General features: G+C 37.7%; 16 protein-coding genes. 6 read left to right on the top strand and 10 right to left on the bottom strand.

Annotation, left to right across the window (positions count from 1 at the left end):
* Positions 1-62: 62 nt before the first annotated feature.
* Entirely contained in the window at positions 63-464 is a 402-nt protein-coding gene (locus AC5YGI_RS01960; protein ID WP_496167369.1) for a ribosomal maturation YjgA family protein, read from the top strand.
* 17 nt (positions 465-481) lie between these two features.
* Here AC5YGI_RS01960 and AC5YGI_RS01955 read toward each other — a convergent pair whose 3' ends face one another.
* The 4 genes from AC5YGI_RS01955 to AC5YGI_RS01940 are packed head-to-tail and all read right to left on the bottom strand — an operon-like array spanning position 482 to position 3,690.
* On the bottom strand, positions 482-1,402 hold the full coding sequence (locus AC5YGI_RS01955) for a YARHG domain-containing protein (RefSeq protein ID WP_496167368.1): 921 nt from the start codon (positions 1,400-1,402) through the stop codon (positions 482-484).
* On the bottom strand, positions 1,399-2,037 hold the full coding sequence (locus AC5YGI_RS01950) for a DUF2306 domain-containing protein (protein WP_496167367.1): 639 nt from the start codon (positions 2,035-2,037) through the stop codon (positions 1,399-1,401). The genes AC5YGI_RS01955 and AC5YGI_RS01950 overlap by 4 nt, the downstream gene beginning before the upstream one ends.
* A gap of 5 nt (positions 2,038-2,042) precedes the next feature.
* The gene (locus AC5YGI_RS01945; RefSeq protein WP_330744810.1) at positions 2,043-2,456 is read right to left on the bottom strand and encodes a hypothetical protein; all 414 of its coding nucleotides are present in this window, start codon (positions 2,454-2,456) and stop codon (positions 2,043-2,045) included.
* Positions 2,457-2,487: 31 nt separating this feature from the next.
* On the bottom strand, positions 2,488-3,690 hold the full coding sequence (locus AC5YGI_RS01940; RefSeq protein ID WP_496167366.1) for a BaiN/RdsA family NAD(P)/FAD-dependent oxidoreductase: 1,203 nt from the start codon (positions 3,688-3,690) through the stop codon (positions 2,488-2,490).
* 114 nt (positions 3,691-3,804) lie between these two features.
* Here AC5YGI_RS01940 and AC5YGI_RS01935 point away from each other — a divergent pair, with 114 nt between their 5' ends.
* The 5 genes from AC5YGI_RS01935 to AC5YGI_RS01915 all read left to right on the top strand — a co-directional run bounded on the left by AC5YGI_RS01935 (position 3,805) and on the right by AC5YGI_RS01915 (position 8,956).
* Complete coding sequence (locus AC5YGI_RS01935) at positions 3,805-4,299, top strand: acyl-CoA thioesterase (RefSeq protein WP_288444340.1); 495 nt, start codon at positions 3,805-3,807, stop codon at positions 4,297-4,299.
* An 88-nt stretch (positions 4,300-4,387) separates the two neighbouring features.
* Complete coding sequence (gene thiL / locus AC5YGI_RS01930; protein WP_496167365.1) at positions 4,388-5,440, top strand: thiamine-phosphate kinase; 1,053 nt, start codon at positions 4,388-4,390, stop codon at positions 5,438-5,440.
* 298 nt (positions 5,441-5,738) lie between these two features.
* Positions 5,739-6,560, top strand: a complete 822-nt coding sequence (locus AC5YGI_RS01925; protein ID WP_496167364.1) for a helix-turn-helix domain-containing protein — start codon at positions 5,739-5,741, stop codon at positions 6,558-6,560.
* Positions 6,561-6,728: 168 nt separating this feature from the next.
* On the top strand, positions 6,729-7,949 hold the full coding sequence (locus tag AC5YGI_RS01920) for a multidrug effflux MFS transporter (protein ID WP_330744814.1): 1,221 nt from the start codon (positions 6,729-6,731) through the stop codon (positions 7,947-7,949).
* Positions 7,950-8,047: 98 nt separating this feature from the next.
* Positions 8,048-8,956, top strand: a complete 909-nt coding sequence (locus tag AC5YGI_RS01915; RefSeq protein WP_330744815.1) for a DUF6268 family outer membrane beta-barrel protein — start codon at positions 8,048-8,050, stop codon at positions 8,954-8,956.
* A 54-nt stretch (positions 8,957-9,010) separates the two neighbouring features.
* On the opposite strand, the gene AC5YGI_RS01910 is transcribed toward AC5YGI_RS01915, so the two are convergent.
* The 6 genes from AC5YGI_RS01910 to AC5YGI_RS01885 all read right to left on the bottom strand — a co-directional run bounded on the left by AC5YGI_RS01910 (position 9,011) and on the right by AC5YGI_RS01885 (position 15,312).
* The gene (locus AC5YGI_RS01910) at positions 9,011-9,745 is read right to left on the bottom strand and encodes a LytR/AlgR family response regulator transcription factor (protein ID WP_395972129.1); all 735 of its coding nucleotides are present in this window, start codon (positions 9,743-9,745) and stop codon (positions 9,011-9,013) included.
* Positions 9,735-10,796 carry a sensor histidine kinase gene (locus AC5YGI_RS01905; RefSeq protein WP_330744817.1) on the bottom strand — a complete coding sequence of 354 codons (1,062 nt, stop codon included), beginning with the start codon at positions 10,794-10,796 and terminating at the stop codon, positions 9,735-9,737. Before AC5YGI_RS01905 ends, AC5YGI_RS01910 begins: the two co-directional genes overlap by 11 nt.
* A gap of 78 nt (positions 10,797-10,874) precedes the next feature.
* Positions 10,875-11,468: a porin family protein gene (locus AC5YGI_RS01900; RefSeq protein ID WP_496167363.1), complete on the bottom strand. Its 594-nt coding sequence runs from the start codon at positions 11,466-11,468 to the stop codon at positions 10,875-10,877.
* Between the two features lie 245 nt (positions 11,469-11,713).
* Positions 11,714-13,303 carry a DUF3472 domain-containing protein gene (locus AC5YGI_RS01895; protein WP_496167362.1) on the bottom strand — a complete coding sequence of 530 codons (1,590 nt, stop codon included), beginning with the start codon at positions 13,301-13,303 and terminating at the stop codon, positions 11,714-11,716.
* Positions 13,304-13,600: 297 nt separating this feature from the next.
* Positions 13,601-13,852 carry a hypothetical protein gene (locus tag AC5YGI_RS01890; RefSeq protein ID WP_041461961.1) on the bottom strand — a complete coding sequence of 84 codons (252 nt, stop codon included), beginning with the start codon at positions 13,850-13,852 and terminating at the stop codon, positions 13,601-13,603.
* Positions 13,853-14,004: 152 nt separating this feature from the next.
* Complete coding sequence (locus AC5YGI_RS01885; protein WP_496167361.1) at positions 14,005-15,312, bottom strand: hypothetical protein; 1,308 nt, start codon at positions 15,310-15,312, stop codon at positions 14,005-14,007.
* Positions 15,313-15,417: the final 105 nt, after the last annotated feature.

Below are 15,417 nucleotides of genomic sequence, written 5' to 3'. Positions count from 1 at the left end.
CCTGTAAAAATAAATCGGTATTCCCTGAATACCGATTTTTTATGCCTAAACTCAATTTTAAAATGAAATTCCAGTTCAGCCTGAAGTATCTGCTTCTCACCATATTTATTTTTCTTGCAGAAGTATTGATTGCCACCAAACTAAGTGATATTTTCTTCGTAAGAGCTTATCTTGGGGATGTGATTGTGGTTATGCTTCTTTACACGTTTGTAAAGAGTTTTGTAAAAGTAAATGATCAGAAACTGATTCCGGGAATTCTTATTTTTTCTTTTGCGGTAGAATTTGCACAGTATTTCCATATTGCAGAAAAACTAGGCTTCCGTCCTGGAAGCCTGATGTATATTGTCATTGGAAACTCTTTTTCCTGGATTGATAACCTTTGCTATGCCATAGGCTGTCTGCTGCTCTATATTTTCGTAAAGATGACAAACAGTGATGGCTTAACCTCAACCCCTAATCCCTGATTCCTAAAACCTATTCTCTATCTGCCGAAACTATCATATTTATCCTCTGCATATTTGGTAAATCGGTTCAGTAAAGCCACATTTTCCTTTTCCAGAGGAGAAAGATCATTGTCCACATTATTAGAAACAGGGATATACCAATCTGTCTGCTCAAAGAAGTTTCTGTAGGTTTCTTTTTTGAAAGAGTAACCATGTCTTGCAAATACAGAATTTTTGATGATCTCGAGATCCAGTTTTCTTAAGTTTTTAAGGTCTTTTTCTGTGAGTTTCTGCTTGGATGCGTTCAGCTTGAAAATTGCTTCAGATGCTATACGGTTTTTAGAGGTTTTATAACTTTCCGTTTTTCCTGTTTCTTCATCGGTATATTTTTCGGTAAACTCTTTCGGGTTTGACCAGTCTACCAGATCAGAATCCTTATCCAGCATAAAATTCGGGTTATAGACAAATTCTTTTTTGGTCAGTTTAAGCGTTTTGGAAGGTGCTTTAACACTTGTTTTATCAAAAGCATTCCACTTTCCGGTTAAGCTGTCGCCTTTTAATTTTACCTCAAACCTTCCGTCTGTTTTGTCACTGCCGGGTTCATCCAGTACAAAAGATGCCGTGGATTCATTGAAAACACCTCTGAACGGGCGCTGATTCCCATTTACGATACTTTGTCCGTAAACACTGTCTTTGGTGATTCTGTTGATCTTCAAAGAAATTCTTTTGTAGTTGCTGACATCATATTCTGAGCCGTCTGTTGGGTCAACAACCTTTTCCATGCCGGCAAATTCACCGGTATAAATTCCGTAATATTCTTTGTGAACCTCGGGGATTATCATAGAGTCTTTCTTTGCAGTCAGAGAATCTTTTCCTGATTCAGTAGTCTTTCCCTCTTTTTTGCAGCTTAACAGAGAAACTGTAAGCAGGGAAATCAGTGTGTAATTTAGAATTTTCATATAAGTTTTTTTGTGATTAAATATTCAATAATAAGGATGTTGGGAATCCAGCCCAGCCATGCAATGATCTGATAGACCTCCATAGGATTGGGATGAAATAAATATACAATAATTACCTTCCACATTCTCAGGGTAATAGCAGATAAAGTAAAAGCGAAACTCCGCCACATCCACTGTTTGTGCTCTTTAAACCTTTTCTGTCTGGCTAATTGATACGCTTTTAATGTTGAAAACCACCATACAAAGCCCAAAATAACAAAAGAAATCTTCGACAAAAGACCTCCGTTGGCAAATATTCCCATATAAATTCCCGAAGGTGCTGCAAAGATCAGAATGAGAAAAATATATACTTTTCCCATATTCCTGTGGAAATTTTTGAATCCAAAATTCTTTCTGAGCAAAGCGAGAAAACCCGAAAGAAGTACAAAAATGCTCGTATAAACATGAGTATAGAAAAACGTAAGATATTCTGGTCTTTCAGCCACTTCCGTCTGTTTAATCATCAGAAAACTCACTTCAGGATTAAAAGGAATGTATTCTAAGGTAATCTTAAGCATCAACCAAAAGAAATACCCGAACCCTAGAACTAAAAGGGTTTTAAAAAAGATAGATGTATTTCTTTTAGCAGAAAGCATTCTGATTATTCAAAATTAATAACGAAAGGAAGATTAAACCAAATCATTACAGTATTCCCCTTATATTCTCCGGGTTTCCATTGAGTTTTCATAGATTTCATCACTCTTTCTACTTCATGATTAAGGGATTCATTGTCTCCGGTTACGATAATCGTTTCAATATAACCTTTAGCATTGACAGAAAACCTTGCTTGTGAACTTGTTCTTCCTTTGGCTCCTTTTATTCGGTTCGTATTTATTTTTTGAGATACCTCACGCATAAATGCTGAAAGCCCCCCGGGATATTCTGCCTGCTTACTTTGTTCAGGAATAAACTTATCTCTGGAATGATCTTCTGTGGGTGGTGTTTTGGTTTTCTGCGTTTGTGAGAAGACGAGGCCGGATCCCAGACATAGAACGAATGCAACTATTTTTTTCATGTATTTAGTTTTTATTAAAAGTAATAATTTTTTATAAGCTGTTGAGATCCTGTGCAATCAGCCATCCTTCACTCCAGCATGCCTGGAAATTGAATCCTCCGGTTACGGCATCTATATTCAAAACCTCTCCGGCGATATAGAAATTGGGAAGTAATTTTGAAGACATGTTTTTGAAGTTAATTTCCTTTAAATCAACGCCTCCGGCCGTTACGAACTCATCCTTAAATGTTGATTTTCCGGTTACCTGAAATTTCTTTTGGCAAAGATTTTCAAGTATTTTATGGATTTCTTTTCCGGAAATATTAGCCACCTGTTTGTTGAGATCAACCTTTGAGATCTCTAAAATTTTCTGCCAGAACCGGTTGGTAATATCAAAGATCTTAGCTTGTCCGATCGTTTTTTTAGGATGGGTTTGCTTGAAATTCTGAAACATTTCTTCCGCTTCATCTATTTCAACAGAAACGAAATTCACTTCAATTTCAAAGTTGTATTTCAACTTTGCCAGGCTTATCGCTTCCCATGCAGAAATTTTCAGAACAGCAGGCCCGGAAAGCCCCCAATGCGTAATAAGCAAAGGTCCGCTTTCATCGGTTTTCAGCTTAGGAATAGAAATTCCTGCATTTTCAAAGCTTGTTCCCGGAAGATCTTTCAGCAATTCATCTTTAATATTGAAGGTGAAAAGCGAAGGAACAAGATCCACAATCTTATGACCAAGATTTTCTACAATTTTCAATGATTTTGGAGAACTTCCGGTCGTGTAAACGATATAATCGGCTTCAAAATCTCCGGAATTGGTCTTTACAATATACTTTTCGTCCTGTTTTTCAATCTCTTTTACAGTACATTTTGTCTGCACTTTGACGTTTTTCTTTTGAGTTTCATTCAGGAAAGTATTGATGATGGTCTGGGAAGAGTTGCTTTCAGGAAAAGTTCTGTTATCATTTTCAATTTTTAAAGGAACGTTACGCTGGTCAAACCATTCCATCGTATCGCCAGGCTGAAATTTAGTAAAGACACTTAGCAATTCTTTATTTCCACGGGGATAAAACTGAACCAATTCTCTTGGATCAAAGCATGCGTGCGTCACATTACAGCGTCCGCCTCCGGAAATTTTAACTTTCTGAAGGACATCTGAGTTCTGTTCTAAAATCGTAATAGTATATTTCTTTTCGTCAAGATTAGATGCGCAGAAAAAGCCTGCAGCACCGCCTCCGATAATAATGATCTGTTTCATGTATGGGTAATCCTATGCGGAAGATTATTTTTTCAAAAGTACAATTTTTATAAACCATCTTATTTGAGTATTTTTGAAGATTATAATTTTAATTATATCAAAAACGATTTTCATATGATTTTCTACCATAAATTTGAAGTAAGATGGAGCGATCTTGATGCCAACAAGCACCTGGCCAATTCATCATATGTACAATATTGTGCACAGGCCAGAATGGCTTTTATGACTAAAGAGAAAATGGGGGTTACCCAGCTGAGCAGATGGGGAATCGGCCCGGTGATCCTGCATGAAAGATATTCTTTCTTCAAAGAGATCTATGCAGATCAGACGGTAATCGTAAGTGTGGAAATAGACGGATGTGCAGAAGATTCTTCCATCTACCGTTTCGTACACAAATTCTATACACCGGACGGAATGCACTGTGCTACGGCAGAAGCTACAGGCGTATGGATTGATATGATGCTTAGAAAAATGACCACTCCGCCGGATGATGTTGTGGAAGCAATGAATAAATATAAAACCCCGGACACTGTTGTACTATCAAAGGAAGACTTCAAAAAGTTTCCTTTCCACCCGCACAATATTGACCCGGCTGAAATTAATATATAAATGATGAATGATGGTTGATACAGAATGAAAATCTGTATTCAGGAATATCAATTATCATTTATCAACCATCACTTATAAAAAGAAATTTATGTTTGAAGATAAATCACAGGAGCTGACGCCCATTTCAAAATTAGGAGAATTTGGTCTTATTAAACATTTGACAGAGTATTTTCCGTTATCCAATGAATCTTCAGAACTTGGAGTAGGAGATGATGCGGCGGTCATTAATCCCGGCAACAAAAAAGTAGTTCTTACAACAGATGTACTGGCAGAAGGAGTTCATTTTAACCTGGGCTATGTTCCTTTAAAGCATTTAGGATATAAAGCAGTGGTCGTGAACCTAAGTGATATTGCTGCGATGAATGCGACACCTACACAGATATTGGTTTCCCTTGCGGTATCCAACCGTTTTCCGGTGGAAGCTTTAGAAGAAATCTATTCAGGAATTCAGGCTGCTTGCGGAAGGTACAAAGTTGATCTGGTTGGAGGTGATACAACAAGCTCCAATTCAGGGCTGGTGATGAGCATTACGGCTGTAGGAATTGAAAATGAAGAAAACATCGTAAAAAGAAGCAGTGCAAAACCAAATGATCTTCTTGTTGTAACAGGAGATTTAGGTGGAGCCTATATGGGGTTACAGATTCTGGAAAGAGAACATGCGGTTTACCTTGCTGACCCCAATATGCAGCCTGAAATGGAAGGCTATGATTATATCCTTGAAAGACAGCTTAAACCTGAAGCAAGAACAGACGTTAAAAAGATCCTGGAAGAACTGGATATTAAACCAACTTCTATGATTGATATTTCAGACGGTCTGGCTTCCGAAATCCTTCACCTTTCAGACCAATCCAAAGTAGGTTTCAGATTATATGAAGAAAAAATTCCGTTGGATAATCTTACCATTTCTACGGCAGATGAAATGAATTTAAACCCGGTAATGACTGCTTTAAGCGGTGGTGAAGACTATGAACTTCTGTTCACGATTTCACCAAATGATTTTGATAAAATTAAAAACCATCCGGACTTTACCATTATAGGACATGCCGTAGAAAAAGAAGATGGAAACTTTATGGTGGCAAGAGGATCCAACCAACTGGTAGCCCTTACTGCTCAGGGATGGGATGCTTTTTTAAACCAATAAAATGTATACTTTTACAGTACTACCATGTTTAGTAATTATAACGTTTGTAATAGTTACTTTATATAAACATTACATAAAAAAACGAAATCAGAACTTGAAAGAGTCTTTCGTTTTTGTCTTATTTTTTGTGAGCATCTGGAGCTTAATTTATTATTTTGTTTTCAGCTGAACGAAGGTAGGCTGGAAAAGCATATCAATAAAATTGAAAAATTATATTTAATTTTAAATATTGTAAGAGAACCGCAGCACTTTTTTTGCTGTGGTTTTTGTTTCCAGTTAATTATTTTACACCATAATAATGATTACGCCTGAAAAAGAAATTCCCATTCACCATCTGACCTCTGAAGAGTTTCAGATGAGTACACTGAGCGCAGCAGGCCCGGAGAATTTTCATGATGTTCACCGACATAACTTTTTTGAAATCATCTGGTTCAGGGAAGTGTATGAAAACAGCCGCTTAGAACTGGATTTTGAAAGCTATAAACTGGAAAATAATCAAATCTGTATCATTGCACCAGGGCAGGCTTTTAATATGAAGCTGGAAGGAGAGGAAGGGTATGCAATGGCAATAAGCAGGGAAATTTTCAACGAAGTATGTGATATAGAATCAGTACTTAACGGAGGTGAAATTCCCTTTTTTTTACATCCAAAAAATGAAAAAACCTGCAGTACAATCATATCTCTGATGGAGCAGGAGTATACAACAACATCAAGAACAGCGCTTTTAAAGGCTTATCTGAAAGCATTCTGTATCATCATCGGGGAGCAGATTATCCCTCAGGAGCCTTTATTGAATGACCGCCAGCGTATTCAGGAGCTGGTGGGACTTATTGACAAACATTATATCGTGCATAAAGAGACTGGTTTTTATGCCGATCAGTTAAAGATAAGTACCCATCATCTTAATGATATTGTGCGTCATCTGAGAGGAACGACTGTAAAAAAAATGATTTCTCAGCGTCTTGTCCTCGAGGCGAAAAGAGAGCTTAGCTTCGGAGCGCTCACGGTGAAGGAAATTGCTTTTAAACTAGGATTTAACGATGCTTCATATTTTTCAAGGTTTTTCAAGAAACATACGGGGCAAAATCCCGACAATTTTAAGAATAATGAAAAAGGGTAATCCTCAATATTTACCACAACAATAGAGTAAAACTAATATTTTTCATTTGTTGTTCTATTTAAATCTTCAGTTTGTCCTATACTTCCTTCAGTTCTTTTATTGAAAAACGATGCTTTTTACAGCAATTTTGCAGCTGAAAAAATCGCCTGCGAAGGCTTATTGTTATTTATGAAGAAGAATTTAAGTATTGTAGTGTTTATTCTTGCACTGCTCAACACACTGGAGTCGTTAAGTATAGATCTTTATCTTCCCGCTTTCCCAAGTATGGCCGAAATCTTTAAAACGGATATCGGGCATATTCAGATCTCTATTTCGGTATTCTTTGCCGGATTTGCCTTCGGGCAGCTTTTGTGGGGACCTTTATCTGATAAAAAAGGGCGTAAACCAATGCTGTATTGCGGGCTTTTGCTTTTTATTATCGGAGCTACAGCCATCTATTTTACATCGGATATTTATGTTTTGTGGGCCATGCGTTTTCTGCAGGCGTTCGGGGGAAGTGCAGGAATTGTGATCGGAAGGGCTATTATCATTGATCTCTATGATAAGCATAAAGCAGTCACCATCTTTTCACAGCAGTCGCAGATCAGTGGAATCGCACCCATTGTGGCACCGCTGTTGGGAAGTGTATTCCTTAAATTCTGGGGCTGGAACAGTTCTTTTGCTTTTTTATGCATCATGGGACTGATCACATTTTTCATGGTCTACAAGTATGTGCCTGAAACCAATACCAGAATCAAGCTTTCTGATGATGAGATACCGGATGAAAAAGGATTAAAAGATCAGTTGAAAATGATCATCTCCAACAGGGATTTTATCAACAGTACGATGGTAGGAAGCATTGCTTTTGCCTCTTTGATTATTTATATTTCCAATGCCCCGTTTTTATTCATGGAGATTCATGGATTTTCGAGCAGTACATTCAGCTTTATTTTTGCTTTTAATTCTTTAGCATTGATAACGGCAGCTTATATTACACCCAAACTGATCAAAAGAATAAGCAATTCCACCCTTTTGTTTGCTGCTACCATTGTTTTACTGGTAGTATGTACACTTCATATTCTGGTTGCAGCTGAAAACCTTTCTGTAGCCTTGGAAATTGCAATGTTGTACCTGTCATTGCTGGCTATTGGTATTTTATTTCCCATCACATCTGCCCATGCCCTGTCACCATTTAAAGAAGGAAGAGGTACAGCTGCTGCACTACTTGGTTTTACGCAGCTGATGGTTACCTTTTTAATGTCAGCATTGCTGGGCTTTTTAGAAGCAGATTCCATCATTCCAATGGTGGTAACGCGTTCTGCTATGGCGTTGATTGCTGTATGGTTCGGGTATCGTATTTTTAAGACTCAAAAAGTGACTGCAGCATTGGTTGCCCAGCCTGGAAATTAATCCTCGTATTTGATCCTGTTGTCATACAATCCGGGCACTTAATCAAGTAATTTTTGTAAAAAATGGTCAAAGGGTTCTCTTTGCATAAAATTTAAAATATGAAAAGAACCCTTTCGACAGCTTTATGCTGTATATTGCCATTAGGATACTGGGTAAGTGCACAGTCCGGACTCTCCGCAGAGCTTAAAACCGAATACATTCCTGCATCCAATTACATCCGTCCGGAAGACAGTACAAAGACCAATTCCAAAAGTGATTTTAAAAGAGTAGATCTGAATCTAAGCATTCCTTTATCTGTAAAAAAAGATACTGATGGAAAAGTAAGAGCATGGTCTATGCTGCTGAGCGGATCGTATGCAAAGATGAATCACAAAAATTATGAAACAGCATTATTTCCGGATCAGATGCTGAGCGCACAGGTCGGAATACAGCATATGAGGCCTTTAGGTAAAAAGTGGAGTATGATGATGACGGCATCCGTAGGAGTGTATACAGACCTTGAGAAAATAGATTTCGATGATGTACTGGGGCAGGGTGGAATTTTATTTATCAGGCATTTTAATCCTAACCTTTCGTTAGGGGCCGGGCCGGTGCTTACCACTGCTTTTGGGGTCCCTATGATTTTACCGTGGATTTATTTCGACTGGAAAACCAACGGAAAGATTAAATTCAAGATCAACTTCCCGGAAGGAATGGAAGCCGGATATCTTTTCTCGGATAAATTTGCTTTAAAAGCTGTTGTAGAACTGAACGGAATGACGGCAGAGAGAAGTATAAACGGAAAATCGATGTTGTTAGGGTATCAGCAGATCACCGCAGGGCTCAGACCGGAATTAAAAATCAATGACAGGCTCACCGTACGTCTTACGGGTGGAACAGCGATACTGAGAAGCTTTAGTGAAAATGACCGGAAAATCAGCAGCATTTTCAGAGACAAAAAAATAGCTGATCCCAGATTTTCAAGTACATTTTACGCTGCAGTATCATTACGCTGGAATCTTCCATAAAAAAACAGCCGGAAACCGGAAATTATTACATTCTCCGTTTCCGGCTTCTTTCAGTTACTTACTGATTAATTTCTTATAAACCACCTGATTAAGCAATTCTTCTTTGCGGGTCCGGGAGATGGGAAGCTCAATTTTATTAATAAAAAGACGTCCCCCGGAAATCATATCAATATGGGTAATATTGATGAGGTATGATTTATGAATCCGGAAAAAATGATCCGAAGGAAGTGACTCTTCAATCGCTTTCATCGTCTGATGGATAATCAGTGATTTATCTTTAAAATGAAGCCTGGTATAATTCTGCATACTTTCAATGTACAAAATATCAACCCAGGAAACTTTAATAAAAGTATCAGATTGTCTTACATACAGAAAAGGATCATCCAGCAAAGTGTTTTTTTTCAGCTTTTCACTGATGATAAATTGCTGCTGAGCCTTATTAACCGCCTGATAAAACCGGTTGAAGGCAATGGGTTTTAACAGATAATCTACCACCTGCAGCCGAAATCCTTCCAGTGCATATTCGGAATAAGCGGTAGTGAGAATACATAAAGGAGGATTCTCAAGCTGTTCCAGAAATTCAAGGCCTGTAAGGTAAGGCATATTGATATCAAGGAAAAGAAGGTCTATTTCACTCTCCTTTACCTTTGCGTCGGCTTCCAATGCTGTTGCGCATGTTCCTTCAACCGATAAAAAATCAATCTGACCGGCCAGTTCTTTAAGATGGAATCTCGCTAAAGGCTCATCATCAATAATAAGGCATTTCATTTTAGGAATATTAGAGCTCATAACTGTCAGATAATGTTAGTGTTAATGTTATTCTAAAGATGTGATTATCGGATTCGATGTTCAGATCATAAGAGTCCGGGTATTGTAATTTTAAACGTTTTTTTACATTTTGAAGACCGATTCCGCCCGTTCCGTCCTTCTTTTTATAGGTTGCCATATCCGAATAGGAATTTTCGACATAAAAATACAGACTGTTATTCTTTTCTTGACAGGAGATTTTCACATAACCTTTATGTCCCGGAAGCCTGCAAACGTATTTAAATGCATTTTCTATGAAAGGAACCAAAAGTAGCGGAGCAATAGAAGCTTTTCTGTTATTGATCTGCCATTGGGCTTTTACGTCCAGCTCATTTCCCCACCTCAGCTTTTCTACCTCAACAAGGTTTTGGAGATACTCCATCTCTTTATCCAAAGGAACCAGTGGCTGATTACAATGATACAGCTGGTACCGGAGAATATCCGAAAATTTCATCAGTAAAAAATCCGCAAGCTGGGTATCCGTTTTCATCAGGATATGAATATGATTCAGGATATTAAATACCACATGCGGGTTGATCTGATCCTGCAGAAGCTTGAGCTGGTTTTCCAGATGAGCCTGCTGAAGGAGAATATGATCACGCTCTATTCTTCCATGTTCATTATAAAATTTTACACCACACGCTGCTCCGTTGATCAGAAAAGAGGCAGGCAGGGACATATAAAAACCCTTCCACAAAAAAGGTAAATGATCTCTGAAGTTGTCCGGAAGCTCATCTTTGGGTTCCACTTCAAGGTAGGTAAATATAACGGAGAAAACCAGACTAAGCATGAAAATCACCATGACCAGCTGTACCAGGAACAGTTTCATTTTCTTTTCCCGAAGTGCTTTCGGGAGAAGTTTATTGGTTAAAAAATGAGTAAATGTAAACGAGAATGCCGCAATGATCACAGCCTGGGTCATCGCAAGATAACTTTCTGTTGTACTCTGGAAATTAAACCACAATACAATAGCTAATACAAGCCAGAAAATAAAAGTAAATATGTATTCTTTTACAATAAAAGATTTTGTCATGGAATGGGAAATAGGTTGATAAAAAAATTAGAAACTGCAGGGAAAACAGTTTCTAATGGTAAAGATAATTTAAGTTTTTTAGAACAGGAAATAGCCTATTCCCAGGGAAAAACTGTGAGGTTTCGACTTAAATTCTTTACTGATGCTTGTAAGGCCGGTTTCATATCTCAAATCTACTGTGAAGTTCTTATAATCTAATCCAAGACCTCCCGTAATGCCAATATTGGATTTGTCAAACTTTTTAAATCCCTCCTGAATGGCTTGAGACGCAGATACTTTATTGTTGAAAGCATAGCTGTAAACACCTCCGGCAAATACTCTCACATTAAAATCATCTGCTTTAATCAGTTTATATCCAACTACCACAGGAATATCAATAGCGTTCCATGAAAGTTTTGAAGAGCTTCCGTCTTGGGATTGGTATGATGTTTTTCTTTTGTTGAACAGAGCTTCTCCCTGCACATACAGTTTTCCGATATCCATTCTTGTCATTACACCTGCCTGATAACCAAATCCGTATTTCCCCTCTAAAGAAGATTCCGTGGAGGTTTTTGTAAAGTTTGCCCCTCCCTTTACTCCAATGTGAAAAGCCGGAGCCTGCTGTGCTTTAGTTTCCATACTGCAAAAAATGCATAATAGCAATGCACTTAAAGCGAAAAATTGCTGCTTCATAATTTTATTATTGTTAAAAATCTGATGCAAAACAACAACTATGACGGATGGAATTAAATTTTATTTGATGAATGGCAGAGATGCTTTGACAAGGATCTGTTTTTAGGTGAAAAATAAAACCGGAAGTTGTCATACTCCCGGTTTTTATTATTTAATAACGCAGCCTTTCTTACCAGGTGTTTACCTGTTTAAATACGTGATATCTGTGTTTGTTTCTGATTGGAAAGACTGAGCCTGCTTTCCATTTAATTTTTAATAAACTTTAAACTTTTTCTGATGGTAGTACCATCATATATATTGAGTATATAGATACCATCCAGCAATGCTGAGATTGATATTTCCTCCCCGTTTGTGTGTCCAGTTTTAATTATTTTACCCTGTACATTCATGATGCTGTATGAAGCCTGCTTAGCTTCCAGTCCTTTTACCTGAATGAAGCTATGAGCAGGATTCGGGAACAATCTGACAGGATCTGTATTTTCAGGAGCCGCTGCAGAACGCTGTTGTATGGTGCCGGTATTATTGCAGTACGGCAAAGCTGATAGATTAATGTTCGGAGCCTGAGCAGGTGCAGTAACGCTCAGCAACGTATTTACCGGAGTATATTCATTGGTAAATCCTCCGTTTCTTAAGAAAAATTTATTATTCACGGTTCCTCCGGACGCATCCACTCTCTGATTGGCGGTGTAAGTGGCATCAACGGTAAAATTCGCTTTTGAAACCGGCATCCATTGTCCCTGCGCTGTTCTTATCCATTGGTTTCCGAACTCAACCCTTCTGCCCAGATACCCATTTTCAGGCTCAAAATTTTCTACAAAACTGTAAAATCCTTTTAAGTAAGTATTGGTATAAGGTCTTTTCCAGCTTGCGATAAGTTTCCAGCTTCCGGCTGTAGGTTCAAAAAACCAGGCTGTGTAATCTGTACTGCCTGCTCCATCCGGATTTGCCTTCAGCAGAAATTTATAGGTAAGGCCCGCTTTCCAAGGGAATTTCAGATAGCTTTGCCCTCCTGAGCCTTCATTACCGAATTCCCCAATGGTAACATTATCCCCCTTACAGTTCAGTTTTATCTTTTTATCTTCAGGAATCGTATCAGGATTGTCTGTTTCGAAGGGACTCCATACTGAAAATAAGATACGTCTTTCCTGTGCACTATTTACCTGCATTCCAAAATATCCTTCTCCAAAACCGTTCACCATAAAATAGGATCCCACCTTATCCTGGCCGACAGGCACCGTTACTTCATTGTAGTAGTAAGAAACGTTTTCGGAAGTGGGAATAACGTATCCTAAGTGACATGAAGGACCTCTTCTTGCCCAATAGTAATAATCCGGATTGTTGCAGAAAATAGTATTCCCCGATGTTGCAGGTCCGTCAATCAGCAGATCAGATACGCGCCCGAAATAGAGCCCGTTTTTCCTGACACCCTGAAGATCTACTTTTACATATCCTGCAGGTACATAAAAGCTTCCAGCGGAATAGGTAGTAAAAGAGGTACCTTTCATAAAAATGTTGTGTGAAACTCCATTAACGGTAACCTTAATGGTGCTGCTTTTATCAAAGAATACCTTTGCGATTACTTTAATGTTTAAGAATCCACTGTTGCTTACCTTAAAATAGGTGCTCACTACCGCTTGAGAACTTGTCCAGTTGGTCAGTCCGTAATCGGTAATCTCCTCCGTTCCGTTACTTGCCGGGCGGGTTATAAAGGCATTTCCTGCAAGAGGAATTTTGTAAGTTTCTCCGTTACAGGTAATGCCTGATCCTGAAGCCGATACAAGATTGGCCGCGAAAAAGAATGTAATTAATGAGAAAATAGATTTTAATACTTTCATTTGTGTGGTTTTTTAATAAAAATACTAATGTAAAAGATTATAATCGAGAGAAAATTGAAGTAAATTCAAATTTGATATCAATTCACTTATATAGGATTTTTTTTGTTAAAAATATTTTGATTTTTAAACTGTTAGATTTAAAAACAAAAGGATAATTAGGGGATTATTTTGAGTATAAAGAGTATTTTTTGTGATTTTTAATGAGATAAATGACAAAATTTCATAATAAGATGCCTTTGGATACAAATACTTAGAATAAAAAAACCGGAAGCAGTAATGCTTCCGGTTTCTTATCGTTTAATAAGGCTGTTCTTCACAAATAGAAGGAGGAATGCATCCGCCAGTGCCTCCGCCACCAGGATTTCCGCCTCCGCCAACAGCGATGCACTGCCCCGGGGTTCCGTCTTCATACATTTCACAGGCTTTTCCCCATGCACACTCACAGTCACTCTGGCAGTTGTAGGAATCTCCTCCCATATGGCACTCATTTCCTCCGCTGCCCAGAATGGCAGATAAATCTTTTCTCAAAAGTTTTTTCATTGTTTTCATGATAATTGGTTTTAATGTTATTGTTTACAATTGTAACTGATTGTAAATATAATAAAATTGACTTAATGTGTTGTAAATGAATTTCATGTAGGACTTTAATAAAGAAAAGCCACTGTAAAAGTGGCTTTCTTATGTTGAATAGTAAAGATGTCTTAAAAACTGAATTCCTTCTGATAAAGCATACGTTCTTTTTTGAAAAGAGGAATAGTTCCTTCATATCGTAAAGGAGCAATTCCAAAACCATAGAACATATCAGCCTGAATTTTACCTTTCACAGAAATCACGCCTTTTCTTTGAGGAACAAGTGTTAATCCTAAAGATGAAAGGGCAGAAGCTCTTCCTTTTACTCCTGAATTAGCAATAGGAATGGTAAGGAACATGAGTCCTACAGCTCCTTTTGCTTCTAAACCTCCTTCGGCAGATAAATTCCCCTCTGCAAGAGTGATGGCTGGTTCTGATTTCTTCTGAAGATTAATGTTAATATCTGGATTTTTGCTTACTAAAAAGTTGGCATTCCCTTCAAGATCCAAAAGCTGGGCCTGGACTTTTCCTGTAGCCTGTACTCCCAGGAAAGGACCTGCAGAAAGAGTAGGGCTTAAAATCAATCCTGTAGGTCCTAAAACGATAGGAACAATAGGAATATTCAGGTAGTCTGTGGTACTTGCGGTGTAGCCCAGGCTTCCTGTGATACTTACAGAGCTTTTAAGTTTGATATCATCCATGATGAGGTTAACATAGAAGTTGGATAAATGTCCCCATGAGAAGGTGATATTATAATCAATTTTGGGTGTAAAACCTCCTTGTACGTTAACACTGGATGTTCCTGCTGAAGTTAAAGGAAACGAAAAGGTTTTATTAAAATTATAACGGTTGAATGTAATTAATTTCTGATTTTGAAGGTTTTTAGCTTCAATAGAAAGTATTCTTTGATTGATCTGCTCAGAAACCATACCTTCTACAGGAATATAATTAACCATTCTTCCATCAATATTAACGGGAGCTTTGCCTGACGTATCATATACACCGCTCAGGGTTCCGCTGTAGATAAATTCTTCAAGCTTTGCACTGGAAGTCTGTACGGTGAATTGGTTATTCAGTTTTGAAACAGAATTTACTTTTGAAAGAATGGTATTCACCTGATCACCTTCTATCTTTGTCCCGACAATAACAGTTCCTACGGAAATGCTATCTGTTTGTGGAGTTGGACGGCTAAATGTAATTTCTCCGTTATTATGAGCAGAAATTGCATTCACTGATTCATCATTCAGAATAATAACATTCTTCTGTAAAGTCAGATTTCCCAGCGTTTTCATTTGGGCAGTCTCTGCAGGTTTTTCAGCAGGCAGATCGGCAGGATCATCCTGAGAACAAGACGTTAAAAGAAACAAACAGAAAATAGATAAAAGTAAAGAAAAACAAAAATTTCTGTTGATTTTGAAAGGGTTGGATTTCATTTTCATATAAAGTGATTTTAAGTTTTAATCAAAATTAGGTGAATTATTTAAAACTTACAAAAGAATTGTGTTAAATTAATATCAACAACATAATGATCTTTAATTATGTTT

It is taken from the genome of Chryseobacterium sp. CS3K3.1, assembly GCF_059515165.1.
The sequence above is the reverse complement of the archived record's forward strand: the minus strand, read 5'-3'. Positions and strand labels throughout refer to the sequence as shown.